The sequence below is a fragment of the Endozoicomonas sp. 4G genome, assembly GCF_023822025.1.
GTDB lineage: Bacteria > Pseudomonadota > Gammaproteobacteria > Pseudomonadales > Endozoicomonadaceae > Endozoicomonas_A.
Window position 1 is genome coordinate 2,585,584 of sequence record NZ_CP082909.1, and the last position, 25,421, is coordinate 2,611,004.

General features: G+C 51.0%; 30 protein-coding genes and 1 pseudogene. 3 read left to right on the forward strand and 28 right to left on the reverse strand.

The annotated features are described in order from the left end of the window. Positions 1-9 precede the first annotated feature (9 nt). The 17 genes from K7B67_RS10155 to K7B67_RS10235 form a co-directional block, all read right to left on the reverse strand. Positions 10-582: a phage tail assembly chaperone gene (locus tag K7B67_RS10155; protein ID WP_252180219.1), complete on the reverse strand. Its 573-nt coding sequence runs from the start codon at positions 580-582 to the stop codon at positions 10-12. 9 nt (positions 583-591) lie between these two features. Then, positions 592-1,836, reverse strand: coding sequence for a tail fiber protein (locus K7B67_RS10160; RefSeq protein WP_252180220.1), 1,245 nt, complete (start codon positions 1,834-1,836; stop codon positions 592-594). A gap of 50 nt (positions 1,837-1,886) precedes the next feature. After that, complete coding sequence (locus tag K7B67_RS10165; RefSeq protein ID WP_252180221.1) at positions 1,887-3,578, reverse strand: tail fiber protein; 1,692 nt, start codon at positions 3,576-3,578, stop codon at positions 1,887-1,889. Beyond that, a complete protein-coding gene (locus tag K7B67_RS10170; protein WP_252180222.1) occupies positions 3,575-4,183 on the reverse strand; it encodes a phage tail protein I in 609 nt (202 codons plus the stop codon). Before K7B67_RS10170 ends, K7B67_RS10165 begins: the two co-directional genes overlap by 4 nt. Next, positions 4,176-5,198, reverse strand: coding sequence for a baseplate J/gp47 family protein (locus tag K7B67_RS10175; protein ID WP_252180223.1), 1,023 nt, complete (start codon positions 5,196-5,198; stop codon positions 4,176-4,178). Before K7B67_RS10175 ends, K7B67_RS10170 begins: the two co-directional genes overlap by 8 nt. Beyond that, positions 5,191-5,532 (reverse strand): GPW/gp25 family protein, encoded by a 342-nt coding sequence (locus K7B67_RS10180; RefSeq protein WP_252180224.1) that lies wholly within the window; start codon positions 5,530-5,532, stop codon positions 5,191-5,193. Before K7B67_RS10180 ends, K7B67_RS10175 begins: the two co-directional genes overlap by 8 nt. A gap of 2 nt (positions 5,533-5,534) precedes the next feature. Further along, complete coding sequence (locus K7B67_RS10185; RefSeq protein WP_252180225.1) at positions 5,535-6,116, reverse strand: phage baseplate assembly protein V; 582 nt, start codon at positions 6,114-6,116, stop codon at positions 5,535-5,537. Continuing rightward, positions 6,113-7,048 carry a hypothetical protein gene (locus K7B67_RS10190; RefSeq protein ID WP_252180226.1) on the reverse strand — a complete coding sequence of 312 codons (936 nt, stop codon included), beginning with the start codon at positions 7,046-7,048 and terminating at the stop codon, positions 6,113-6,115. The genes K7B67_RS10185 and K7B67_RS10190 overlap by 4 nt, the downstream gene beginning before the upstream one ends. Next, on the reverse strand, positions 7,045-7,458 hold the full coding sequence (locus K7B67_RS10195; RefSeq protein WP_252180227.1) for a hypothetical protein: 414 nt from the start codon (positions 7,456-7,458) through the stop codon (positions 7,045-7,047). The genes K7B67_RS10190 and K7B67_RS10195 overlap by 4 nt, the downstream gene beginning before the upstream one ends. A gap of 2 nt (positions 7,459-7,460) precedes the next feature. Continuing rightward, a complete protein-coding gene (locus K7B67_RS10200) occupies positions 7,461-7,784 on the reverse strand; it encodes a phage head closure protein (RefSeq protein WP_252180228.1) in 324 nt (107 codons plus the stop codon). Next, positions 7,768-8,127 carry a head-tail connector protein gene (locus K7B67_RS10205; protein ID WP_252180229.1) on the reverse strand — a complete coding sequence of 120 codons (360 nt, stop codon included), beginning with the start codon at positions 8,125-8,127 and terminating at the stop codon, positions 7,768-7,770. Before K7B67_RS10205 ends, K7B67_RS10200 begins: the two co-directional genes overlap by 17 nt. Before the next feature lie 125 nt (positions 8,128-8,252). Next, entirely contained in the window at positions 8,253-8,444 is a 192-nt protein-coding gene (locus K7B67_RS10210; RefSeq protein ID WP_252180230.1) for a hypothetical protein, read from the reverse strand. Continuing rightward, positions 8,441-9,766, reverse strand: coding sequence for a phage major capsid protein (locus K7B67_RS10215; RefSeq protein ID WP_252180231.1), 1,326 nt, complete (start codon positions 9,764-9,766; stop codon positions 8,441-8,443). The genes K7B67_RS10210 and K7B67_RS10215 overlap by 4 nt, the downstream gene beginning before the upstream one ends. Before the next feature lie 13 nt (positions 9,767-9,779). Beyond that, a complete protein-coding gene (locus K7B67_RS10220; protein WP_252180232.1) occupies positions 9,780-10,370 on the reverse strand; it encodes an HK97 family phage prohead protease in 591 nt (196 codons plus the stop codon). A 12-nt stretch (positions 10,371-10,382) separates the two neighbouring features. Then, on the reverse strand, positions 10,383-11,627 hold the full coding sequence (locus tag K7B67_RS10225; RefSeq protein ID WP_252180233.1) for a phage portal protein: 1,245 nt from the start codon (positions 11,625-11,627) through the stop codon (positions 10,383-10,385). 128 nt (positions 11,628-11,755) lie between these two features. Beyond that, positions 11,756-13,432 (reverse strand): terminase TerL endonuclease subunit, encoded by a 1,677-nt coding sequence (locus K7B67_RS10230; protein WP_252180234.1) that lies wholly within the window; start codon positions 13,430-13,432, stop codon positions 11,756-11,758. Then, positions 13,432-13,911 (reverse strand): phage terminase small subunit P27 family, encoded by a 480-nt coding sequence (locus K7B67_RS10235; protein ID WP_252180235.1) that lies wholly within the window; start codon positions 13,909-13,911, stop codon positions 13,432-13,434. Before K7B67_RS10235 ends, K7B67_RS10230 begins: the two co-directional genes overlap by 1 nt. Before the next feature lie 275 nt (positions 13,912-14,186). Here K7B67_RS10235 and K7B67_RS10240 point away from each other — a divergent pair, with 275 nt between their 5' ends. After that, positions 14,187-14,492, forward strand: a complete 306-nt coding sequence (locus tag K7B67_RS10240; protein ID WP_252180236.1) for a hypothetical protein — start codon at positions 14,187-14,189, stop codon at positions 14,490-14,492. Positions 14,493-14,836: 344 nt separating this feature from the next. On the opposite strand, the gene K7B67_RS10245 is transcribed toward K7B67_RS10240, so the two are convergent. The 8 genes from K7B67_RS10245 to K7B67_RS10280 all read right to left on the reverse strand — a co-directional run bounded on the left by K7B67_RS10245 (position 14,837) and on the right by K7B67_RS10280 (position 18,560). Beyond that, the gene (locus tag K7B67_RS10245) at positions 14,837-15,109 is read right to left on the reverse strand and encodes a hypothetical protein (protein WP_252180237.1); all 273 of its coding nucleotides are present in this window, start codon (positions 15,107-15,109) and stop codon (positions 14,837-14,839) included. 100 nt (positions 15,110-15,209) lie between these two features. After that, positions 15,210-15,599 carry an HNH endonuclease gene (locus K7B67_RS10250; RefSeq protein ID WP_252180238.1) on the reverse strand — a complete coding sequence of 130 codons (390 nt, stop codon included), beginning with the start codon at positions 15,597-15,599 and terminating at the stop codon, positions 15,210-15,212. A gap of 121 nt (positions 15,600-15,720) precedes the next feature. Continuing rightward, positions 15,721-16,530 (reverse strand): hypothetical protein, encoded by an 810-nt coding sequence (locus tag K7B67_RS10255; RefSeq protein ID WP_252180239.1) that lies wholly within the window; start codon positions 16,528-16,530, stop codon positions 15,721-15,723. A gap of 462 nt (positions 16,531-16,992) precedes the next feature. Beyond that, complete coding sequence (locus K7B67_RS10260; protein ID WP_252180240.1) at positions 16,993-17,208, reverse strand: hypothetical protein; 216 nt, start codon at positions 17,206-17,208, stop codon at positions 16,993-16,995. Between the two features lie 204 nt (positions 17,209-17,412). Further along, positions 17,413-17,874: a hypothetical protein gene (locus K7B67_RS10265; protein ID WP_252180241.1), complete on the reverse strand. Its 462-nt coding sequence runs from the start codon at positions 17,872-17,874 to the stop codon at positions 17,413-17,415. Then, the gene (locus K7B67_RS10270; protein WP_252180242.1) at positions 17,871-18,089 is read right to left on the reverse strand and encodes a hypothetical protein; all 219 of its coding nucleotides are present in this window, start codon (positions 18,087-18,089) and stop codon (positions 17,871-17,873) included. Before K7B67_RS10270 ends, K7B67_RS10265 begins: the two co-directional genes overlap by 4 nt. Continuing rightward, positions 18,082-18,399: a hypothetical protein gene (locus K7B67_RS10275; RefSeq protein ID WP_252180243.1), complete on the reverse strand. Its 318-nt coding sequence runs from the start codon at positions 18,397-18,399 to the stop codon at positions 18,082-18,084. The genes K7B67_RS10270 and K7B67_RS10275 overlap by 8 nt, the downstream gene beginning before the upstream one ends. Further along, complete coding sequence (locus K7B67_RS10280) at positions 18,396-18,560, reverse strand: hypothetical protein (protein WP_252180244.1); 165 nt, start codon at positions 18,558-18,560, stop codon at positions 18,396-18,398. The genes K7B67_RS10275 and K7B67_RS10280 overlap by 4 nt, the downstream gene beginning before the upstream one ends. A 494-nt stretch (positions 18,561-19,054) precedes the next feature. Between K7B67_RS10280 and K7B67_RS10285 the strand changes: the two are divergent. Further along, positions 19,055-19,620, forward strand: a pseudogene (locus tag K7B67_RS10285) (IS3 family transposase); the annotation flags it as partial. A 492-nt stretch (positions 19,621-20,112) separates the two neighbouring features. Here K7B67_RS10285 and glpC read toward each other — a convergent pair. Genes glpC through glpA form a run of 3 tightly spaced genes read right to left on the reverse strand, consistent with a single transcriptional unit; the run spans position 20,113 to position 24,257 of the window. Continuing rightward, positions 20,113-21,321, reverse strand: coding sequence for an anaerobic glycerol-3-phosphate dehydrogenase subunit GlpC (glpC, locus tag K7B67_RS10290; protein ID WP_252180245.1), 1,209 nt, complete (start codon positions 21,319-21,321; stop codon positions 20,113-20,115). After that, positions 21,311-22,624, reverse strand: a complete 1,314-nt coding sequence (gene glpB, locus K7B67_RS10295; RefSeq protein WP_252180246.1) for a glycerol-3-phosphate dehydrogenase subunit GlpB — start codon at positions 22,622-22,624, stop codon at positions 21,311-21,313. Before glpB ends, glpC begins: the two co-directional genes overlap by 11 nt. Beyond that, positions 22,614-24,257, reverse strand: coding sequence for an anaerobic glycerol-3-phosphate dehydrogenase subunit A (glpA, locus tag K7B67_RS10300; RefSeq protein ID WP_252180247.1), 1,644 nt, complete (start codon positions 24,255-24,257; stop codon positions 22,614-22,616). The genes glpB and glpA overlap by 11 nt, the downstream gene beginning before the upstream one ends. Positions 24,258-24,583: 326 nt before the next feature. Here glpA and K7B67_RS10305 point away from each other — a divergent pair, with 326 nt between their 5' ends. Then, positions 24,584-25,411 (forward strand): MIP/aquaporin family protein, encoded by an 828-nt coding sequence (locus K7B67_RS10305; RefSeq protein WP_252180248.1) that lies wholly within the window; start codon positions 24,584-24,586, stop codon positions 25,409-25,411. Positions 25,412-25,421 lie beyond the last annotated feature (10 nt).

Here is a 25,421-nt window from a genome sequence, read left to right on the forward strand (position 1 = left end):
AGACAGTGGTCAGGGGTAATTGAACAACGGCAGTGATCGCATGAAACCTGGCTGGTCGGGCCATTGCCAGGTGTCGCTGGTTTTATAAAATTCGGGTAGATCTCTTAGTTGTTGTCGCCACACGAGTAGGTCAAGGAATTCAATTTCTGAGAGTGTGGGTTTGATTTCGTAGTGGAATGATTGTTCGGTGTGGCGCATGATTAGCCAGTCGGTTTGGCTTAAATAGCTGTTTCTTTGGGCTTTCAGGTTGTTGTATTTATCGGATTCTGTGGGTTCGGATGGGTTGTCTTCGATTTTGGCCAGGCGCATGTATTCGTCGATGATGGGCTGGAACTCATCAACATCAGTAATCAATTTATTATTTGTTCCGTCATTGAATTCTATTTCACCAGGTTTAAATGTTCCTGATAGGGTTTCGGTATTCATTACATGCGTATAACTTGGTTTTGCGGGGGGCAGTTCTTTTCCATACCATTGCAACGCATGAAAATTATCAGGTAGCTTAAAGGGCGACAGATCGAAGCGGATTGCTCGTTTATCAATAATGACCAGGTTGTCGTCTTTTACGATGGTTAGGCGCATGGTGACGTCTCATAGTTTGATGATGTAGGCCATGGCGGCGTAGGGTGGAACGGTGTCGACGGTGTGGGTGTGGCTGCCGGTGCTGGCGGTGCTGGTGTTGTGGGTGTGGCTGCCGGTGTTGTCAGTATCTGCGTTGTGGCTGTGGCTGCCGGTGCTGCCGGTGCTGGCTGTGTGGCTGTGGGAGCCTGAGCCTCCTGTTGCCTCATTCAACCTGTCGGTGACTTCATGCTGTTGGTCACCGACAGCAATCATAGATTGATATAACAAGCCGCCGGTCAGATCTCCCCCTGTTTGATGTGTTTCACCCGTATAATGTTGATGGCTAGTCATCTGGTCTGTTGTTAATGTTGTAGCGTTCACCGTCACCGTATGGCTGTGATCGCCTGCTGAATCCACGGTTACCGAATGGCTGTGATCCCCGGCTGAATCAATCGTAACACTGTGACTATGACTGCCATTCTCACTGCTGGTTGCGGTCGGTGCCCCACCGATGTCACCTATTGAAAAAACTGACCCAGCCATCAGCAGGAAAATATCAGCAGGCGGCAACGCAAACGTGCTGACTCCATCGCCGCCCCAGACATTCCCCATCATTTCGAACAAAGCCGGTTGATCGTCAATATTCAGGATCTGGCCGTTGATGTGCATCCATCCAGCAGGGATTTTTTCTATTAAACAAGGCCAAGGCATGGTCATGCCTGTTGTGAATACGAAAGGCGCTAATGGCAGCCATTTCATTGATTGCCTGATGTAAGGCGCGTCATCGTCCGGCGCATCTTTGATGACACCCAGGGAATCCGGTGTGGCTGGGGGATATTGGAAGTTGTTTCCGGTAATAGTGACGGATCCGGGCGGTACGGTATCCAGTTTCATATCCGCCGAAATCATTAATATGGATTCGGCTATTTTTTCGCTGATGTACTCCTTTTGTTGGCTGTAGATTGCGCACAGTACACCGTTGTCTGAATAGAGTCCAAACTCACCCAGTTGGTATTCGTCTGTGCTGTCATCGGTGACAGTTAAATGAATGACGTCGTCGGACAAGTCGCTTCCGCCGAGGTTATCTATCCGTTTTATTTCGTTCTGTAGTGATGTTGCATCACCCTCGGGTTGCCATAGGCCATCGCCAATGGCGATTTCTATCAGGTTTAGTTTCAGACCGGCGTCGTCGGCGGCAATGGCGGCTTCACGGCCTGCGTCGGTGATGATTAGGGGTAGGCCTATGTTTTCCAAATTTGAGATTTTGAAGGGCATTAAAAGGTATCCTCTTAGCCTGTAAGAAGATGGGTTATTGTTTAAACGTTTCAGAGTTTGATGATGTAGGCCATGGCGGCGTAGGGTGGAACGGTGTCGACGGTGTGGGTGTGGCTGCCGGTGCTGGCGGTGCTGGTGTTGTGGGTGTGGCTGCCGGTGTTGTCAGTATCTGCGTTGTGGCTGTGGCTGCCGGTGTTGCCGGTGTTGGCTGTGTGGGTGTGTGCTGCCGAACCACCGGCGGCATCCACCGTCACGGTTGGATCACCGTATTTATAATTGTTGTATATATTCCAGTTCGCCCCGCCGTTATACGATCCACTGGTATCATAACTGGGCTTGGTAAAATTGTGGGCGTGACTGGGCAAATGATCTGTTGTTAATGTTGTAGCGTTTACCGTCACCGTATGACTGTGATCGCCTGCCGAATCCATGGTTACGGAATGGCTGTGATCCCCAGCTGAGTCAATCGTAACACTGTGACTATGACTGCCATTCTCACTGCTGGTTGCAGTCGATGCTCCGTCGGCATCACCTACTGCAAAGTCCGAACCTGCCATAATCGGAAAACGATCCGCAGGCGGCAGGGCAAAGGTCGTTTCACCATCCCCGCCCCAGGTATTGCCCAGCACGTCAAACAAAGCAGGCTGATCAGCAATATTCAGAATTTGACCATTAATGTGCATCCATCCGTCTGGAATTTTTTCAAACAGTCCGGGCCAGGGCATAGTCATTCCAGGTTGAAACTGGGCTAAACCCTCTGCGATGCCTGCCGCCTTATCAGCCTCCGCCTTGGCTCTATCGGCCTCTTCTTGAGCTGACGATGCACTGCTGGCGGCATTGGTTTCAGAAGTGTCTGCACTGCTGGCGGAACTGGCGGCATTGTCCTCACTGGTTGCGGCGTTGGTTTCTGACGTGGCAGCAGCGGTGGCACTCCCTGCGGCGGCGGTTTCACTGGCTGCCGCATTATCTTCGGAAGTCGCTGCTGCACTGGCGGAACCGGCGGCCTCTGTTGCACTGGTTCCGGCATTGGTTTCTGACGTGGCAGCGGCGGTGGCACTCCCTGCGGCGGCGGTTTCACTGGCTGCCGCATTATCCTCGGAAGTCGCCGCTGCACTGGCTGAACCGGCGGCCTCCGTTGCACTGGTTCCAGCATTAGCTTCTGACGTGGCAGCGGCGGTGGCACTCCCTGCGGCGGCGGTTTCGCTGGCCGACGCATTACCCTCGGACGTCGCCGCCGCGCTGGCTGAATCGGCTGCCGCTGTTGCACTGGTTGCGGCATTACCCTCTGACGTGGCAGCGGCAGTGGCGCTCCCTGCGGCGGCGGTTTCGCTGGCCGACGCATTACCCTCGGACGTCGCCGCCGCGCTGGCTGAATCGGCTGCCGCTGTTGCACTGGTTGCGGCATTACCCTCTGACGTGGCAGCGGCAGTGGCGCTCCCTGCGGCGGCGGTTTCGCTGTCCGCCGCGTTAGCTTCTGAAGTATCAGCAGCAGTGGCACTATTAGCCGCCTCAGTAGCTTTCCCTTCTACAAAAGCCGCATGTTCATTAATGTCACTAACGGTTGGCTCTAACAGCGCAATGATTTCAAGATTGGTGTCCTTGGCTACCTTGGCATGGCTGGGTACACCACCCCCTTCTGTATCAACAACCGTATTTTCATCACCGTGGACAATCTGGTGAGTGAGATCAACGTCGGTTTCTAGCTGTTTAGTCGCATCTTCGATTCGATCATGGATGCTCATGATTCATTCCAAAAACTGGGCCACACGACGTGAACAAAACGGTGGAGAAGGATGTTGAAGGTCAGGTGTTCCTGCAGGTATAAACGCTGGAACCTGGCTACACGACCATAGCCGTAGATGTTGAGGGAACCGCAGGCATTAGTGGCCACGGTCAGGGTGTAGTGGCTGCGGACCGGTTTGGCATTGTCGATGGCATGGATCAGTTGATACTGGAACTCACCACTGCCCGATCCGGATACACTATCGACAAAGGCATCGAACGTGTGTGGGGTTTTCGGGTTGCTGTACTGCCACCACTCTTTTATATCGATGTTGCTGCCCAGGTCATTGATGGCATCAACAACGCTCTGTCGGGTACCTTTGTATTGGTGGTAGCGAAAGGCATCACGCAGTACATTGCGTTTTGTTTTGATGTCCCAGTCTGGGTCCCAGCTGTCGACTGACCATTCCCAGCCCAGCCAGGGCATCAGATTCCTGGGTATAAGGTCGGCGTTCCAGTAATTGCGGATTTCAACGGGCACGGTGCCGACACGGGATGTGGCCTGCTCCAGGGTGCGTTCAAATTCAGTGGCGTTGGGGGGCAGCAGGGAACAAAAGTCAGCCATGGACTGTTAACCTGCTGTTGTCCGGGCTGTGTAAAGTGACGTTGATGGCGGTGCAGTAAGGTGCTTGTTTGTCTGTTGTTACGACATCTTCAGTGGGTGACGTTAACAGTACATTTTCGACACCGGTTGTGTGCAACGCGGCGTAAATGCCTGATAGCGTTGCATCCAGCCCGATTCGGTGCTGGTTTTTTGTGTATTCGGTGATGCGGCTGATGGCATCATCTAACACGACTTGAGTGTCTGGACCTTCATAAATGACCAGCTCTGCGGTCACGGTGTATTCAATAGGTTCCACTGAATTGACTTTGACCAGGTCGGTCAGTGGTCGGATCTCGCCATCACGCAAGTAACGTTCTACTTTGCCCAACAGGACAGGCCCGGCAGTGCCATCCCCTTCGCGGCTTTGTACTGTAACGACGACTTCACCAGGGACTGGGCTTCCTACGGCGGCATCGAGGACCTGGGGGTCAGCACTGAGGGTGTGATAGATGTACGCACCTGCCGGGCCAGCGACACTGAGTGACTCGAACACCAGTAAAATCCGCCGGCGGAATTCCGTATCGCTTTCATACGTTGGCTCAACTGGCGGGGTGGCATTGGGGTCGCCTGGGTCTATGACCAGGCGCTGCAAGTTGTAGTTGCCTCCATGTTGGTCGAGGTCAGCGCCCTGGGCGTAGGCGAGCATAATGGCCAGGGCGGCTTCATTCACCCGTTGACGCAACAGACTTTCACGGTACGCACAGACAGCCAGAATTTTCGCAGATGGGTCACTTTCCAGCTGCACGTACAACAGCTTTTCAACGACTGCCGGTACCCGAAAATACAAATCCCCGTTTTCATCTGTGACTGATTCGGCTTCGACGACCACGGGCTCACGACTGTTGCCGTCGAACGTCATAATTTTTTGGCCGTTGAGGGTGTCTTTCATCAGACCATAGATGGTTTCAAAACTGAGCTGCTCAACGATGTTTGGCGGTGGCAGCTGGGACAGGTCGATAGCGGTATAACTACTCACGACGAACAACCAGGGTCTGTGTGTAGGGGTGTTGGGTCTGGGTGATAAAGCCGGTCAGGGTGATATTAAGCTGGCCGCTGGCATGGCCGGTGACCTCTACTTTCCCAAGGCTTAGCCGGGGCTCCCATCTGGTCAGTGCTATGTGAATCGATTCCACCGCCCTGGCTTGAAATTCACCGTTCATGGGGGCATCGATCTTGTCGAACAGCCCGCAGCCATAGCCCCGGATCATGACCCGGCTGTTCAGGGGCGTAGTGATGATGTCAGCGACTGATTGGCGTAGGTGATCGATACCGGTGAGGTATTCACCGGTGTTTTTGTCCGTGCCGTACATGATTACTGCTGCTGGTTAGGAGTGCCGGTTGTACCACCGGAGTCGCCGGGGTGATTGTGGCTGTTAAAGATGTCACGATTAGCCTGTATCGTGCCCGTCGCGTCGGAGACATCGGCATCGCAGGTAATAGCACCTGTGCTGTGGGTGTTGCCATCGATCGTCAGGTTGCCGGTGAGGTTAATGCCGCCGGTGCTGACCAGGTTTGTGGTGGCACCTTCGGGCAGGGTTGCATCCAGTTGATGGGTTTCATCGTTGTAGTTGATGACTGCCCCGTCTTCATAAGTTGTTAGGTGTTCGTGTGGGTCTGTGCTTGGGGCTGGGAAATCGACGTTATAAAAAGAAGGAAGACAGACGGCCTGTTCAGTATCCCCCTGGGGGCACAACATCAGCAGGTCTTCACCTACTTGCGGTGCTGACCATTTTCTGACTCCCCCGGCGCGACCCACGGACCAGGGGATCCAGTGGGTGGTGTTGTTCATGAAACGAACCCGGATTTTTGCAAGGTTGGTATCCACGGCATCCACGGTTACCCGCTGGATCATGGACATCAGGCGACGTTGCAAATCCAGAATGTCATCGCTCATGGTGTTTCTTCGGGTTCTATTAGCTCGTAACACTCTTCAAAGGTTTCACCGGTTGCCGGTTCAAAGGATGAATAACATTCATCCGGGCAGAACGGTGGGGTGCTGTCTGCTTTCAGTGTCACGTAGAGCATCTGGTCCCAGCTGACCGTCCAGTGATTGTGGCCATGCATTCCTGGCCACAAGGTTCCCTGGCTGGCATCGAGGTTTTCCGGGAAATCCGTTTCCTTGCCCAGCTGCCATTTGTTGAACTGGACCAGGGCAAAGACTTCGGCAGCCAGGCTTCGCACCAAAATTTCTGAATTTTCAGCCGACTGGGGCATCAGGCAATGCAGGGTCCAGCTGGCTTGCACGGGGACACGGCCATCGCCGGGGTCTTCTCCCAGTGCGAAAGATTCCAGGTCCAGGATTATGGCCGGTGCCACCAGGGGGCGTTGCGCTGGGTCATGAAAGCGCAGGGTGGTCACACGGTCGGTGAAGTGTGCTGTCAGGTTGGACAGTATGGCGTCGGCGTAGGGCTTGACCAGTGGCCAGTCGCCGGGGTCATCTTGTATCCGGGTTTCCAGGTCGCCCCAGACTGTCCATTCGGTGATGATGGCATAGATACTTTGTTCAAATTCATAGCCGTCCTGGACACTGTCGAGCTGCATACCGGGCACGGTTTCCAGTGCCGCCTTGACTTCCCGTAACAGCTTTGCACACAGGGTGTATGGGTGTGCGTAGATCACGACCTGGAACAGGGAACGGGGACCGTTGGCATTGCGCAGTTGTAATGGATTCAGGCTCCACTGGTCGGATTTGATCTCGTAATTCAGACGGTGGTAGGTGATGGCCGGGTATTCAGGGTTCTGGGGCAATATGACCGGCCAGGCCTGGTCAGGGATGACGGTATCTAATGCGGCTGCTATCTGTTCTTCAATCAACAAGTCGGTCATGACTTGGCCACTAATTTATCCAAGTGTTTGTTCATGAACTGGCTGAATTCTCTGTAAGTCGGTGCCCGGTTCTGGTCGGCGGCCTGGGCTAGAAAGTGGCGAGGGTCGACCCGCAGGTTGCCGTATTCCATGGCCAGGCCCCGTGTCTTTAACCAGGCGGGGTGGTTTTTCTTGGAAAGGCCTACGTGACAGACGGCTACATCGTGGTTTTTGTTGTTAATGAACGCGGAAATACTGAGTTCATCACGCAGTACCTGGGTGTCGAAAGGGGCTAAAGATTTTTCATCACTTAACACGGGTTTGGATAATTTTCGCAAAGTGGCCAGGGTCGCTTTGTTGACCAGGTTTCGGTCGATATAACGCAGTTCCTTTTTCAGATTTTCGTCCAGCTCAAATGTGACGTTGACCATCGTTACTGCAACTCCCGGCACATCAGCACCAGTTCGTGTTTTTTCTCATCAACATTAATGGGGGGGCTGGCTATTTCCAGTGTTCGGTCCTGGAACAGGATGCGGTGTTCTGCCTTGACACCATCCAGCCAGCGGATCCTGACCCGTGTTGTCAGTTCTGAAGTGATCTGCTGGGCATCGAAAAATTCACGGCCTTTCAGGGGTGATACTTCTGCATTGACGGTGGCGTAGTTGACCCAGTTCGGTATGGGGTCGCCGATGCTGTTGCGTTCCGGTTCATTGCGCTGCAGGGTGATAAGGTGGCGCAGCTTACCGGCTCGCATCATGGGTTTTTTCCTCAACATCACCCAGGTGGTACCACTTGTAAGGGGACCACAGGGCATGGGTGGCGGTGGGGATTTCGGTCAGGGGTCGTTCTGTTGTCATTTCGCGGTTTTCGTACCAGTGGCCGATGAGCAATAACAGGCCCTGCTGGATGGTGAGGTTCATTGGCACTTCATCGTCGACCAGGTCTTCTGGCAGGGTATCCCCGTCCACTAAAGTTCGGTTGGTAAAATCCTGAAAAGTTTCGATGGATGCCCCGGCCAGCACTTTTAAGTAATCGTCTTCGTCGTCACGGTCTGACCGGATGTGTTGTTTAACCAGCGTGAGGTCTAGCAGGTCAGTCATGTTTCATCCTGTAAATTTTTTTACATTTCCGGCACTGGGTAGTAACCGCAGTCAGATTGCCTGCACTGGTTAGTCGCCCTTTTTTGTCCCTCCAAAAATAAGGTGTACCCACAGAGCAGCCACATTTATACCGGCCCATTGTCATTTTCCCTGGATTCTTGAGGGGTGATGATTTGCCGGAACGGGGTACTGGTTACCGGTACGGCTATCTTTTCATGAACCCACCTGGCACCGTCCAGGGGGTTGACTTCTATGACAGTCCCCTGGCGGCAAAGTTGGTTCTGATAGATGATGGGCACCAGTAGCTTGATTTTCATGCGGCTTCTTTTTTTCCACTTCCGCCTTTGTAGGATGCGGCCATGGCCAGGGACCTGACCGCAGCGGTGTCCATTAGACCTGAGTCGGTGCGCATGAAGGCAAGGAATCCGATCTGGCCATAGTCGATGTATTTCTCGGTCATCCGGTGCATGGTGAATCCCATGACATCACGGATGGTGAATTCGCTCATATCGCCGTAAGCCATGGGAATAGTCCCTGCCCCGATGCTGTCCAGGCCCTGGTCGATGATGTAGGGATCGCCATCGATGAGTGCAGGGGTGCCATCGGCAATGGAGGGCTTCCAAAGTGGGCGGCCATTGACGTCCAGCATTTCTTTGAACGTTAGCAAGGTGCTGTCGTTCATTAGCCAACGGCACGCTTTTGAATTCCTGTACCAGGGGTCCACGCTGTGTTTTAAGCGCAACAAATCTGAATAGCTGATTTCACTTGTGCTGGTTGAAGTGTGGCCGACAGTGGCCACCTTCATCAAACCTTCTGGCTGGGTAGTTCCATTCCCGGTAGCGTAGTGTTTGGAAGTGATTCGGCCCAGGCGTTGGCCAAATTTCCGGGTGATAAAACTGTCTAACCCGAACGCTGAGTCCTGCAACAGCTCAATGGAAACTTTGACCACTTTGCTGCTGTATTTATAAGCGCCCAGTGTTTTCTGGCCGAATTCGAATTCGGTTTCGGCCACCTGGTCATGCTCGGCAACCAGCTCGCCTTCGTTTTCGGTATCGTCGTTAGTAGGCCATTGTAATTCTTCACCAGCACTGGTGTTAAGAATGGTTGCCACGGTTCGGATGCCGCCGTAGGCTTTCATGGTTTCGATAATGTTTGTTTGTAACAGGACGGGGATCAAATAGCCCCCGGCGCTGTTGGGGCTGGTGCCCTGTTCTCGGGTTTCTGCTACCCAGTGATCCCTTAGAATTTTCCGTTCTTCCTGGGACAAATCGGTCATCCCGGGTTGTCCTGAGCGCAGCAGTTTTATAAACGTGTCATGATATTGCTGTTCTTTATCCTGGCGTTCATCTTTGGATTTTTTGGGCCGGATGGGTTGGCCGAAGTCGTCCAGTTCATATTCCCGGGTTTCTGGGGGCAGTGGGTTTAGAGGTTGTTCGATGGATCGTTGGAGTTCGATGGCTTCTTTCAGGTCTTCAATCCGCTGGTCCAAGTCTTCCAGGTCTTTTCGAATAGCGTCGTATTCTGTCCGTTCTTCTGAGGTAAAACCCCTGCCTTCCTTTGTGGCTTTATCCACCATGTCACACATTTTTTTTGCCAGTTCAGCCCGCTTTTGTTGCAGGCGTTTGAGTTCTTCTTTCATGACGGTTCTCCTGTCATTTTGATGAAGCCGCCTGCAGGTGACGGCCTGTGGTGAAACAGTAATATTCTTCTGCCAGAACGTTGCCTGTATTGGTAACTGACTGTTTAAATGCTTCCATTGAACGGGCAGCGACGGTGGTATCCGGGTAAGCGGGGTAAGTCACAGGCGAAACATCGTATAGGCGCTTGAATTTTTTAATGGTTCTGACAACCCGACCGTCGTCGTCTTCATCCCAACTATCTTCATCGATCCAGAAAGAAAAACTGCTTTGGGTGATATCCCCACGTTTAATGCTCTCGGTCAGGTCTTTGGCGTACTGGGTGTCGGGTGGGTCAATCCGGTAATGCAATCCGGTGGCATCGATCTCCAGTAGCAAAGTATTGGCTCGTGTCCTTCCCAGGATTAAATGGGATTTATGATCGATCAGTGCCCGGACATCATCGTTCATCACGGAATCAAACGCTCCGGGGGCAATCTTTTCCCGGAAGCCGCCCAAGTTATCTGACAATTTGTCAAAGACAGCGGCATAACCGGCAATCCGGTTTTCACCGTCATCGCTTCTAACTTCGATGGTGCCCAGCCGGGTTTCCTTTGATTCATTCATAGCCAATAACCATTAGGTTTCTGTGGGTATTTCTTCTTCAGGGGGGATCTGGCCGCTGCCCAGGTTGAGTGGCCGCAAGTATTCGTCCAGGCCTTCTACACGGTTCAGGTCTTCCAGCTCGCGCACTTCATTGCGGGATAGCCAGCCGTATTCAATCGCGGTTTTGTAGTACTCTTTTCGTTCGTCTAATGTGCCACGCAGCAAACCCTGTAGGTTGAATTTGACGAAAAAGGTGCTGGATTTCGGGAACAGCTTTCTGTTGAGTTCCTGCTCCCACCGGACGATCCAGGGCATGATCGTGTAGCGCAGGAAACTCATGGATAGCTGGCTCAGGTTGTTAAAGGTGGTTTTTTCCAGGTCGTTGATGAGATAGCCAGGGACGTTAAAAATTCGGGCGATTTCGGAAATCTGGAATCGGCGGCTTTCTATGAACTGGGCGTCGTCCGGGTTAATGGCAATTTTTTGGAATTCCATGCCTTCTTCTAAAACCGCTACGGTGTTGGCATTATCAAGGCCGGTGTAAAGTTCCTTCCATTGCTTTCTTAATCGCTCAACGGGGCTGGGATCGTCCGGTTTTTCGGGTTTGCGTTTTAGCTTGCCGGGGTGTTTCAGGATGCCGGATAGCAGGCTGCCACTGCTGAATAATTTGGCCCCGAACTTCTGGGCGGCCATGCCCAAACCCACGGCTTCACGATGCAGGTGAATAGGTGATATTCCCACCAAACCATCGAACCCAAGGCTTTGGACATGAATCACATCTTCAGGAATCAGCTCAAGGCCTGCGTCGTTGACGGTGGTCCAGTAAGTTAGTTGGTCGTCTATGAGCTGCGGAAAAGTACGATCCGGCAACAAAGGGTACAACGCCCTGGGTTCACCCAACTGATTCCTGACAATGTAGCTGTAGCCATTTCCCCAACCGCAAACGTGGAACTGGCTGCTGTTTCGCCAGCTGAAGCTGCTCATCCATCGGTTTGGAGTGTTGTGAAGGATGTTAAATAACGGGTGTGAATAGGCCAGTTCTGATCCGTCGGCTGTTCTTTTCCTGATCACTAGGGGCAATTGCGCAATGGTTTCTGATAACAGTCGTATGCAGGCATAGACGGCAGACATCTGCAGGCTGGACCATTGGCTGACCCGGATGCCGCTGTCGTTGTTGTCCAGGAACAGGATATTGGGGTTCAGCCCTCCTACGTTTGATGGATCCGGGGCTGGGGTCGCTGCGGGCCTGGCCCTGAACAGATTAGTCAGAATGGCCACGGCACAGATAACTCATTCGGAACGCGTAAGACAGTAATATCAGACCTGAAGCAATTAACAGGGCTGACAGACCCAGGGCGATGTACAATCCGAACAAAAACAGGGTCGCACCGATTAGTCCTAAGACATCAAACAACCAGGAGATCTTCTTCATCGTATACCGAGCTCTCATCCTGAAAGACCAGGGCACAGTTCATGGCTGTGAAAGATGCCACCGGGCCATCGATCTTGGATTCGTCATTGTCTTTTTGTGGGAACACATTGTCGTTTTTATCTACTCTGGCTAGCACGTTGGACCACATCCATGACATTGCGGGACTGTGCTCATGAGCTAGTCGGTGGTCAATAATCACGGCTTCTTCTTCTTTCATTGACTCGCTTAAATTTTTGACGCTTTGCTGAACCTCAACCATGGGGATTCCCAGTTCATATAGCTGGGTGGCCAGCTGGGTGGCGTTCCAGGGATCGTAGGCTACCTGATGCACGTCGTAGGTCTGGCACCAGTCCATAACATCGCGTTTGATGAATTCGTAATCAATGATCTGGCCAGGGGTCAGTGTTAGCCAGCCCTGCTCTGCCCAGGCAGCGTAAAGTTTTTGGATGTGGTAAGACTTGCCGGATTTTTTAGGATCGATCACGGCTTCTGGCAACCAGAACCGGCCTTTGAGTTGGTAGCGTCTGTCGGGTTGAGGGAACAAACCGATCAGGGCCGTTATGTCGCGTTTGCTGGACAGGTCGATGCCCAGGAAACAGGGCAGTGTTTTTAGTACGTGTTCGTCAGCCAGGTGCGGGCATTGCTGCCACTCTTCCATGTTGAAATAAACGGACGCCCCGACACCCCAGACTCCCAACCGCTTGCGCTTGAATTCACTGGCGGCGCTGGGGCTTTGCTGTGCCTTCTGGCACAGTCGACGCATGTCGTCGAGCTTGGGGCAAATGCCCAGGTTTGGGTTGGCCTGTATCCAGACCTTTTCATCGGTCCATTGCTCAGGGTCATCGATGGCGTAGATGATCCCGAAACAGGTGTCGTCGTCGAAGACTTTGTCGAGAACCTTCGTTAGATAGGTTCGGACTTCGTAACATATCCCGGTGAGGTCTTCGCCTGCTGTGGTGATGACCAGTATCAGCGACTGACTTCTGGCAGAACACGACAATTCCAAAACGTCGTAGACCCGGCGGTTTTTGTGGGCATGGAGCTCATCGATGATGGCCAGGTGGGTGTTTTTTCCCTCCAGACTGTCTGAATCAGAAGCCAGCGGCTTGAACGCTGAGCTGCTGCTTTCATGGCAGACGCTGTGAGTGAATGCCTGGATGGAATTGCGCAGTTTTGAATTGCGCACCATGTCCCGGGCGGTATCGAAAACAATCCGGGCCTGGTCACGGCTGGTTGCCGCACTGTAGACCTCAGCACCGGGCTCCCCGTCCCACTTGGTCATGTACAGACCCAGGGGGGCGACGAAAGTGCTTTTTCCGTTTTTCCTAGCTACCTCTATATACGCTGATCGGAATCGCCGTAAGCCGGTGTCGGCCCAGACCCAGCCGAACAGGTTGATCAGGATCAGTGTTTCCCAGGGGCTGGGGACGATGGATTGGCCTGCCCACTCCCCTTTTATATGGGGAACGTAATCATAGAAATCAAGAACGTCCTGGGCTTTATCGGTATCGAAGACCAGGCCGCGTTCGGGGCCGTGTTCCAAATCATCCAGGAACCGGCGGCAGGCTTTTCTGACGTATTTCCCGGCTAGTATGTCGCCGTTGTCAACCTCGACTGCGTACTGATAACCGACCTGCCAGCTGACCGACATTAAACCCCTTCACGGGACATCTTCCGTTTTTTCTGCCAGACCTCGAAGTCATCGTCTGGCTCGTCTTTTTCGGAACGGATCCGGGTGCGGCTGGAGGGGGTCATGCCGAATTCCCTTAGCAGTGCCATCATTTGGTCGATGCAGGTTCGGGACACTTTGAAGTAAGGCGACAGCATTGGGGTGCCGTGGGATCCTTTTATCACTGGGCCGAATGATTCCAGCTTTGTGTTTGCATCGCACCACTGGGTGTAGACCCGGCAATACAGGCGCAGTGCCTGGACATCCAGCACAGTCAGGATGCCTGCGGATTCCAAATCGTTGGCGATGGCTTTCCAGTGTCTCTTCTCTTCCTTTGTCAGCCCCTTGGGCATTTTAATAATGCCCTTGGGTGGTTTGGGTTCCTTATCATTCACTCGGCAGGGCTGTAGGGTTCCACGCAGTGCTTTTAAATTTGTTGGTAATGGAATAGGTGCAGCCATTGTTATTCAGGCCTTTATTTATCGAAGGGCTCCTTGGTCTGTCCATGAATTGCTGGCGATCCGGTAAATGCCTGCCAGCAGCAGTCTGGGTTACATAAGCGGAAAAACCTTTATGTAACCCATGTAACCAAAGGGTAAGGGTTACATGGGTTACATTAGGAAAAAACAGTTTATGTAACCCTGATAAATGCCTGTAAGCCTTACCCTGAAAGCTGTTTTAGTTAGGGTTACATGGGTTACATCAGTTACACGGTTTTAACAACAGGAGCCAAACCATGACCCACTCTGAACGCTACCACCAACGACTGGATGACCAGCTGGCACTATACCGGCTGCTCCAGGATCGCCTTGAACTGATGAAAGAACAGCTGTCGTTTCTGGCGAAGCACAAGGCTTTTGAACCCGGTTACTACATGAATGGCTGCATGGGTGCGGCAGGGGAGGACTTGGCCAAACTGATCAGCCTGGCTGAACAGCAAACCGATCTGTACCGGCGCATTATCCAGTATGGTGAACGAAAGACCGGACTGGATCAGCCACCCGTGAAGAAAGACCGAAGCCATTTAACCTGCGTGAAATAGCGGGTCACAAAAAAAGCCCGAAGTTGCACGCATAAAAATCTGGGGCACGGCGGCGGTTTACGTTGGGAAACCTGAGGTTTCGGCACCCCCTACCCCATTAGGTATTTATACGTATACAAATAAGTATTTATGCTATTTATACGTACTTTTACGTATATTTTGTCGGGTTTTTTGCAGGTGATTGATACCAGACCTACACTGACCAGCCATCAATCCATTAATTCGGGTGGTTTATGTGCGACTGCACAAGGACGGTGAGGCGCATCAACCGTCACTGGTCACTGGCCTGTCTGGTGTGTTCCTTGATTAGCCTGAGCGCAGGCCTGTGGCTGGGTATGATCTGGCTACTGGTTGAGTAGGGGCACCATGCGCTTGATCAGCATGGGGACCAGGGCGGGCTGCTCCACCTGCAGGTCCATCTCTTCAGCGTCAGGGATACACAAAACTTTCACCACCGCTCCGTCCCGTGCCCTTCGGTAGACTAGGGCGTCGAACTGGTACCGGTCACACTCGTCCAGTTTATCGCGCAAGACCCTGGGTTCCAGGGCACAGGCTGTCATCAGGAGACAGGCCAGCACAGTAAGAACGGATGCAATAATCGTGCGTCGCCAGCACAATGGAATTTACCTCTTTAATAAGACGCAGCCCATCGCTGGCGACGATGGCAAAAGAGGTAGGAATGCCATCAGCCAGGACAGGCTGCTAAACGGGTTGTGATCAGTACCAGGCTTCGGACGGAACCCGGTCTTCGGACGCGGTTTTCTGGTTATGGCAACGGGTACACAACGCCTGCCAATTATCCCGGTCCCAGAATTTCAGGCGGTCGCCCCGGTGCGGTTCGATGTGGTCGACCACCTGGGCCTCCACGATCAGCCCACGATCGGCGCAACGGACGCACAGGGGGTTGTCGATCAGGAACAATTTTCGGGCCTTTGACCAGTTCCGGTCGTAGCCACGATGGCAGGCACTGGGTCGTTTATCTCGACCACGACGATGACGATGGACCTGCTTTTTCAGGTGCAGGTGCTTGTGGCAGTAGCCACTGGCGTCAATGGTGGTCAACGGGCAGCCTGCTTTTCGGCAAGGTTTGGGGATGCATTCAGGCACAAAAAAAGCCACTCTGCGTGGCTAGGGGTAGTCGGGTCGGCGTTGTAGCGTCGCTACTTGCCATGTTAGTTAAAAATGGTAGTTTATAGGACAGGTTTTGACAATTTTTTATTATCCAGCATTATTTCAACCGAATCATTTCCGAACCCGCAGCTTGTCGCCATCGGTACTTCTGACCGATTTTTTCAACCAATCCCTCTTTCACCAGTCGTTGAAAATACTGCCTGACCAACCGTTCCCGGATCCCTATGTCCCGGATGCAGGATCGTTGTGAAGGCACCTGATTACCTAATTCTTTTTCGCTTAACATCATCCGACGGAACGCGGGATAGCTGTCGGCCATGGCCTCGACATTAACGGGTTTATGATTGCCTGGGGTCGTCACCGGTTCTGCGCCCACAACAGTATGATCCAGGTCTGGATCATCCAAGGTTGCTCTATCCGGGTCATCGTCAAATTCAGGTGTGTTGATCCGATTAAACATCCCTGAACGGATGAAATTAACCATGAGCGCGTCCAGCAAGCAGGCCAGGAGCAAAATAACGGATGCCCGGACCCAGTCCACGGGCAGTGACAGGAAATCGGCCAGTAACTGGATTAGGCTGCCCAGTTCGGACACCTCAGCCCGAGGCAACTCAGCCAGCTGCTGGCGCAGGGATTCGTTGCGTTGCTGCAGGGGCTTGGCACCGGACTGGATCCGGTCCAGCTGCAGGTAACGGTCAATGGCCTGGTTGTTCTGTTCGATTTCAGCCAGCAGGCCCTGGCGCTGGGCATCAATTCGGATGAACTGCTGGTCAGAAACCGCCATGGCCCGTGACAATCCACCCGCTGAACCGAACACCGACACCACGATCAACAGGCCTGCCAATAAACGGGACTGGTCGTGTATTGAAACCAGTTTTCCCAGTTCCAGGGCAACGGCAATACCCATTAGCAAGACCCAGGATAACCGGTTTTCGGCGACTGACGTGAACAGCAGCACGGATAAAACCACACTCAAAACAAGGGTAATAATAAAACCAGCGTACTCAATATAATCCCTGTTTTTCATTAAATTCTCCGAAAATTTAATAATTCGAACTTTAAATTCGCCGACCACCTTTCCTAGTGCCAGTAAGGCTGGACGGCCAAAAATATAAATTCGCTAATTCGCTTATACCTGTACTTGATAATTTGTACTTTCGATTATTAAAAACAGCTGCTTTTATAACCTGCTAAAAACAAAACGACCGTCTTGAATTTTTCACTTTTAACCACCCGGACAGAAATCGAATTCCGTAAAAACGGGTGATAATTTCATCCGGGGTATCCAAGGTTAATTCCGGTTTTTTTGTTAACCCATTGTCGTTTACAGGCAAACCAGGCTCACAATAAAATTCAAAACAGAGCTGGATCATGGTGCCCCCCATTTTATTGAAACCCGCATGGCAAAATTCAAATCGTCCATGGTCATGGGTTTTATACGGACCGGTGTGTTTTCTTTATACCAACCAATGATCTTATGGCCATAGCGGTTAATGAACGCCTCAAGATCGTTCACAACGTCCTGGTTAAAGCCATCGATTGAAAAACATTTAAACAGCTTCTGGTCCTGTTCAAGACCCGACAACACACGGGTCTGCATGTATTGATAAATGAAGGGGTGGCAGGATTTATAGGTCTCCAGGTCGAGGTCAATTTCAAAATCAGCATCACAGGAAACATCACTGTTTTCTGTCTCAACAGTTTGATTATTATCTGATACGTTAGTACTAATTTCAGGCTTAAAAGAACTTTTAAGTTCTTTTAACGGTGTAATTGGTACTATAGTTTTTCATTCTTCTATAACATTACTCTCCGATACTTCTTTACATTCTTCTACGACATCAGTCTTATTGTTTTCCGGCTCATCCATTAATGAACTATCGTACAATGCATCAGGGCCACCAGGACAATCCCCTGTTTCAACCAACTCATCCTTTTCAGCCAGGTTATTGATCATCTGGTTGTACAACGCCTGGTCCAGCCAGAACCACAAACGTATGCCCGTCTGACGCCGCTCACGGGATTCCCGCAGCAGACCCGCATCCCTCAACCAGCGACGGGCTTTTTCCTGTTGATAGCGACTTAACCAGGTCTCGGACTTCCATTCCTCACGGGACTTGTAGAACCACCCCTGTCGGTTTTTCACCAGCTCAATGCTGGACCAGTACAGGCACTGGGCCAGGAACCGGGCCACGTTCGGCGATCCGGTCAGGCGTACCTGTTCGTCGGTGACAAATACGCCCCGGCTCATGGGCAACCCTCCCCGTTCCGGTTAGAATCCATATGATCTGACCACATCGCCAGCAAGCCCTGGTAAGTGGCTTCAGCCATCTCAACTTCTCTTTCCCAGTACTGGATAACTTTTTTATCACCCAGGTCACGGGAACTGTTAACTTGGTTCCGGGCTTCAGTCAGCCTGAAATTGACGGCATACAGGGCATTCGTAAGAATCTCGTTCTTATTCATGGCAAGCACACCTCCCTGATTCGTCTTCCTCCAGCTGCTGACTAATAGACTCCACCAGTCTATTGATGTCCTCCTGGACGATGTTACAAATGGATTCATGGTCATCACCGGACATGGGCTTAAGGTCCGGTTTAAAAAATTCCACCCACAACCAGAACCCTCCCCTGGCTTGCAACTCGATGTTGCGGGCCAGCGCCATGTTATTTTGGCGTAATGCATTCAGGCCGAGGTCAGCGTCTTTCTTCAGGCTTTGCATCAAGCACCCGGTTAATGGGTGTTCAAGGATCTGTTCAGCGGTGAGTGCGTTCATGCGGCCACCCTCCAGCCACACACCAGGGCATTCAGCTTCTTGGCAAGGGCGCGGGCTTCCTTGTGACTGCAGGCGGTGATTCGGGTGTAGCGCACGACGGTGTTAGTGTGTGCAGGTGCGGTGGTGCTGGCCAGGATAGCCAGGCGGTAGATCTTGGGCATGACTGCCTCCGTTTAGTTCAGGTTCTTGGCCTGACTCCGGAGGTTGCTATCTCATGGGAGGCAAGCCGGGCGGGATAGCAACAACCGGCCTAAACGGATACCGGCCCCCGAAGGGTCCCACCCGGCCCGCCATAACGCGGATAATCTGGGTGTCTATGCACAAAAAAAGACGCTTAGAAGGTGCGTCTTTGTTGGGGCACCGTTTAGTGTTTACCGGGGTTGCTATCCCGACATCAGATTTTGCTGATTTGTTTTTCATATTACATAAGGATGTTTATGAAAGTCAACAGGGTATTTTTAAAGTAAGAACAATGTAAGAACAATTTTCAAAAACAGCCCTGTATCGACCATTTTTAGAAGCTCCTATTCTTAACTCCTAATGGTCTTAGCCCGTGTACTCTTCCCCCAGAGGCACGGGTTTCTTTTTGCCCGCAGCATATGAATAGCAAGGGCTCGTGGGGAGTCTCCGCTTCACAACTCACACTTTTAACCAAGAGCAACCCGACCGGGCCTATGCAGGTGATATCACCTACATTCCGACCCGAGAAGGCTGGCTTTACCTGTCTGTCTTTATAGACCTGTGTTCAAGGGCTGTAGTGGGCTGGTCTATGGGAAGCAGGATGACAGCCACGCTGGTAACAGACTCGCTGGAGATGGCAATGTGGAAGCGAAGACCCGGCGCAGGCTTGCTGGTTCATAGCGACCGTGGTAGCCAGTATGTTTCAGATCGGTACCAAAAGCTCCTGAAGGTTAATGACTTCACTTGCAGCATGAGTCGCAAGGGTAACTGTTGGGACAACGCAGTAGCTGAAAGTTTCTTCCATACCCTGAAAACAGAGCTGATTCATCATGAAGATTTTCAGACGAGGGAGGAGGCACAGCAAGCAATTTTTGCCGTGAAAATGCCCGAATGCATCATTTTCATTGTGCGGGGTGACCGGAAATAAGGTCATGAACATTTGAGTATATCGAAGTGTTTTACAATCGCCAGAGAAAGCACTCAGCCAATGGCTACCTGGCACCGTTCAAGTATGAACAGAAACTTGCCGAGGCAGCGTAAAAAAGTGTCCGGAAAACTCTTGCCATATCACAGGTGAGGTGGTGAATGTCGGATGACACTGAGGGAAGGGGTTGGACAATAGGGAATCCAAAGAATCATGATGTTATTCATGATGCTTCGAAAAGAGGGACTCAGTTTGTTTAGGCTGAAAGAGTGCTGGTTGAATACAAGTCCATAAGAGACAGACTGGTTTTTACAATTGAGTACTCTTCATATGCTCCCAAAGGGCTTTTTTTGAGTGTCATATTCGGTGTTTCTCAGGAAAGTTTACCCTTGCACCTTGGTCTATTTGAGTTCTTTCATTAGGCCGGAATCCAGGGCAAAGGGTTACTTCAACCATTAATTAACTTGCTGGTTACGTAGCCCTACAAGAACCTCAGGTTTTACAGGTAAATAACTGTACCCCATTCTCGCAACAACGACATGAAAGCTTTAGCCCTTCGGGTGGTTCGTAAAGCTGAGCTATCGCTATAATCTCAACAGCCCCTAATGCTAAACCAAAGCCCGTGCCAATACAGAAAGCGGATGCATCACAGAATACTCTGTTGCTGACTCCACCTGCATTTTGCACGACTCGCAGTCAGTTACTACAAAATCGGGATCAATGGATCTTATCTCATCGAACAAAGGTGCTGCTATTGCCTGAGATGTCTCATAATTCTCTTTCTTGAAACCATAGGTACCCGCCATACCACAACAGCGCCGATCCAGCATGTGCAGCTCAACACCGGGTATACGACGGAGTATTTCCACTGTGAGGACAACACCACCAACGCGCACTAAGTGACAAGGGCTGTGATAGGCAATTTTAATATTTACCGGCTTCAATTCCGGCATATTGCCCTTTTCAAATTCCTTAACCAGGAAGGTATTGAATAAAAAAATGCGATCTGAAAGATTGCGATTATCCACCCCCAGCAGGCTATGGTATTCATCACGAATGGTCATGGCACAACTGGATGAAGTGGAAATAACGCACTCTGATGTATCATTCAACGCATTGGCAAACTGTTCTGTATTCAGTCTGGCATGAGACTGCGCCTTATCCAAAAAGCCATTAGCGATAAGTGGCACACCACAGCACTTTTCTTTCTGCAACAGCCTCACACCAATAGCCATTGCATTTAGCACTTTCACAAGGTCACGGCCAACGCTGGTGTCATTACTATTAACGTAACAACCGTGAAAATAACTGACCTGGCGGTCATAAGTGGTTTGATCCGGGCACTCACTGGCATACCATTGACGGAAGGTCTTGCGAGTGTATTCAGGCATGACTGGACGCTCATCAATGTCCAGCACTTTAGCCATTATACGTCGCACCGGTTTTACTTTAGTGACAGCGTTAACTATTGGAGCAACAGGGGTCGCCACTGCCCCCATAAAGTCGGTATGGCTGAGAATGTAATCACGCAGCTTGGGTTTGTGCTGGCCAGAGCGAGCTTTTGCCTTTTGAATAATGGAACCAATCTCCACTCCAGATGGGCAGGCTACTTCACAGCGTTTACAGTTAGTGCAATATTTCAGGGACTCATCATAAAACGCAGTCCCTTTCATTCTAAGGCGCTCACCATCGGGCCCCGATTGCTTTGGGCCGGGATAATCTGGCTGAACTTCAGCAACCGGACAATAAGTGGTACAGACAGTACATTTTATGCATTGGTCAAACGTCGTATCCAACAAGGCCAAATTAACAGTCATTGTCGTTTTCTCCCTGTTGAGTCTTTTTGATCTGAATAATCTGTTCGGCCACCTTCCAGCCGGTGGTTATAGAAATCCCTCCAGAACTACCCTCCTCTAACGGCTGAGCATCCCCCAATACTCCCCCTGCACAGAATAGGTTTTTTATAGTCTGACCATTTCTTCGAGGCCGCAGCTGTTGATCAGTGACCACTCCAAAGCTGGCAAAAGCATGGGCGTCCAGAAAATGTTGATTTGCCCACTGACTACGAGGAGTAGAAGTATTAGTATCAAGACCAAAAACAGCTTCATGAATCCTCTGACGATCCGCTGCCAGCCCTCCACTCATAAAGCTGCCGGTTGCCAGAACTACGTGATCTGCCTGACATTTGACCTGGCGGTTATGAGCCATATTCAGGGAGTCGAGCCGATCATTAACAAACTCACCGTCGAGCACTTGCTCACCAGGCATCATAACGCCACCCAGGCGATTAAAGAGCCGTGTCAAACGATTAGCTAAGCGAATGCCCGGCAAAGAAGGAGGTAGAGTGGCAAGTTCACAGACCCGGCAACCCAGCATCTCCGACAATTGTCGGGTACGCTCAATACCGTGATGCAAACTTAATACTGAAGGAATTAATACCAGGTCTACCGGGCCTGTGATTTTTTTTATTTGCTGTGCCAGTACGGATAAAACTTTGTCATTATCCAGATACCGGGACACTTCCAGAGAACGCATAGCATTGGTATCGCGGTCATTCATAACCGATGAAGGTAGCCTGATTGTTTCAGCAGTCATCTCAACGCCAGCCAATTCCGGCAACCTGCGCAAATTCATTGCCGCCAGTTCCGGTTGAAAATCCCGAAATCCTTCAATATTAACAACAGCAATTCGTCTTAGATCACGCGCTGTGTCTACTAACGGCAAACGCGTCATGGAGTCTGGAGCAAGGTATGTAGGACGTAATACCCCCAAAGCAGTAATCCGTTGATGATTAACACCCTCACTCACTGGATAACAGGGCATTTCAAATTCACCAGACAAGTCCTGAAACCAGCTCAATGCTTTCTTTACCGCATCAATCCCCGTTTTTGCATAAGGATGATCAGGCTTTTCAGCAATGAGTTGCTCAATACCCTCAAACGGATTCAATAACACCTGCCCATCTGTGTCATGCCCGAGTACATCAATCGTACCAGAGGCAAATGAGAGCCCGCTTTCCCCTTTGCTAACGATGCCCGTTTTCAATCCAGCCTGAGCGCAGCGAATACCACACACCATGCCTGCCAGACCACCACCAATAACCAGGCTGTCAAACTTCATAGTCAGGAACCTCTTCATCCATGTGTTTGATCTGCTTTAAGCTGCTCGCACCCAGCAACCCTTGATAAGTCCAGTAGGTAAAATCTGCTTCCCTGAGAGCATCTCCCCAGAGTACGGGCAGCACCCCTTTCCAGCGTGCCTGAAGAAATTCATCAAGATCATTTGCCACATTCACCTCACCCTTAACGGATAAAGATTCCTGTAAAACATCTGCGGCACGACAAGCACACACTTCTCCCTGGCAAGGCCCCATTCCCAGACGAGTTCGACGACGAAGGTCTACCAGTGAACGGGCATTGAGTTTGTTGATCGCGTACTCCAGCTCACCTCTGGTGATCATCTCACATTCACAGATCACTGCCTGTGATTTACTGGACTCATTAAGAAATCCATCCGATCTTTCTCCATGGCGATAACGTGCTGAAGCGCTCACCGGTACGCTGACTTTAACGGGTAGTGAGTGTTCCCCTCTGGCTGCTCCCGGCAGTTTTTTCTCTGATGTGACACAACAGGCGGTGCTGCCAAGGTTCGTGGCGACAAGATCGGTTGTCATTTCAGCCATAAGCCGGTATGTCATCAACTTCCCTCCCCCAACGGTAACAAACCCTGGCAGGCCATCTGTTTCTTTGTGATCACGAATCACAATGCCTCGGGTGATGTTTCGACCCGAAGTATCACCAGACACTGAGATCAGCGGACGAACACCACAATAGGCTCGTAATATGCGACTTTTCCCCAGAATGGGAGCCAGTTTTTCACCTTCTGTGATGAGCAGATCTATTTCATCGTCATCCACTTTAATAGTGTCGATATCTTCATAGGGTACTTTTTTTGATGTGGTGCCAATCAGCGAAACAGTATCGCCGGGAACCAGGATATCGGCATCTGCCGGTTTACGACAGCGGTTTAATACCATGGAGTTAATCCGATAATCCATGATGAGAAGGGAACCTTTGGCTGGGAACATTTTAATGGAAAGGTCTGCATATTCTGCAATCTGCTGCCCCCATATACCCGCTGCATTAACCGTTTGCTGTGCGCGGATAGCCAGAGCCTCTCCGGTCTTCATATCCACACAGTTAACGCCTTTAACGACACCCTGTTCAATGATCAGACCGACCACTTTTGTGTAATTCAACAACTGACCGCCATGTTCAACGGCATCAAGAATATTAGAAGAACTAAGACGGAAAGGATCAAGAGTGCCATCAGGAACGCGAACCGCACCCAGCATACCCGGGTTGGCATTAGGCTCCAGTTTCAGCGCCTGATCGCGACTCAGTTTTTTAGTTTCAATACCTGCTGCCGTGCAGGAGGTGATAAAAGTATCCTGAAACGCCAGATCATCTTCAGGCAATGTCAGGAAAAGCCCCCCTGTTTCTTCAACACAGTGACTGGCAATGTGTTTCAGAATGCGATTTTCAGCAATACACTCTGTTGCAGAGCGTCCATCTGTGACCGCATAACGGGCGCCGGAATGCAGTAGGCCATGATTTCGGCCAGTTGTACCGTTGGCGATATCATCTCGTTCAACAAGAATGGCTTTAATTCCGCGTAATGCGCAATCTCTCAAAATGCCGGCACCGGTAGCTCCGCCACCGATTACGACTGCATCGGTTTCAATATTTCTCATCTTGCCAGATACCTAATATCGACTCAGGAGTTAACAAACGCACGTAAATGTTGCGCATTGTGCTTGATTGGCATCGAACTATATATTGTTCACATTTCAGCGATATTGAGGTGCGTCAATATTCGTTTATATTCGCCCATATTCAAAGGAAAAAAATTAAGCTCGTGTCGCTTATAAAATCGATCAAATTTGGCAAAAACAACACTCGCAATCACAAACGAACACTCTTTTGACTCAAGTCAATAGAGAAGGCTTGAACACTTTTGTTCCAAAATGCAAAAATTCGTTTCAACAATAACTGACATCTTTGTTCTGAGAGGGCTAGTATGCGTCACTCATTATTTGGAGAATGTGTAGCCGAGTTTATCGGTACCGCACTCCTGATTTTCTTCGGGGCTGGTTGCGTAGCAGCACTGGTTCTTGCCGGTGTTGATTTGGGGCAATGGGAAATATCGATTACCTGGGGTATGGGTGTTGCTATAGCGATTTATGTTACCGGTGGCGTGTCCGGTGCTCATATCAACCCAGCAGTAACCATTGCCCTGGCGGTGTTTAAAGGTTTCGGAAAAAACAAGGTGCTGCCTTATATTGTTGCCCAGATTCTGGGGGCATTCTGTGCAGCGGGGCTGGTTTATTTCCTGTACAGCGATTTGTTCACTGGATTTGAAGCCACCCATGGTATCGTAAGAGGAACGTCTGAAAGTCTGGCTACAGCAGGTATTTTCTCTACTTACCCTCATTCCTTAATCAGTAATACCCAAGCCTTCCTGGTAGAGTTCTTTATCACTGCCGTTCTGATGATTGGCATCCTGGCTATTGGTGATGAAAATAACGGTGCTCCCAAAGGTCCCCTGGCAGCCATTGCTATTGGCATTCTGATTGCCGTCATCGGTGTTGCTTTTGGCCCTCTGACCGGCTTTGCAATGAACCCTGCCCGTGATTTTGGACCGAAACTGTTTGCATTTTTTGCCGGTTGGGGTGACGTGGCATTCACTGGCGGCCTCAGCAACCCATACTTTTGGGTACCCATTCTAGGACCAATCTGCGGCGCCCTGGCCGGTGCCTGGACTTACCTGAACCTTCTTTCCAAACAAATGGAACAGCTTGCCTGTGGCACTCCCGGATGCGAAATTCGTACGACTGAAGGCCACTAAGAACGATTGA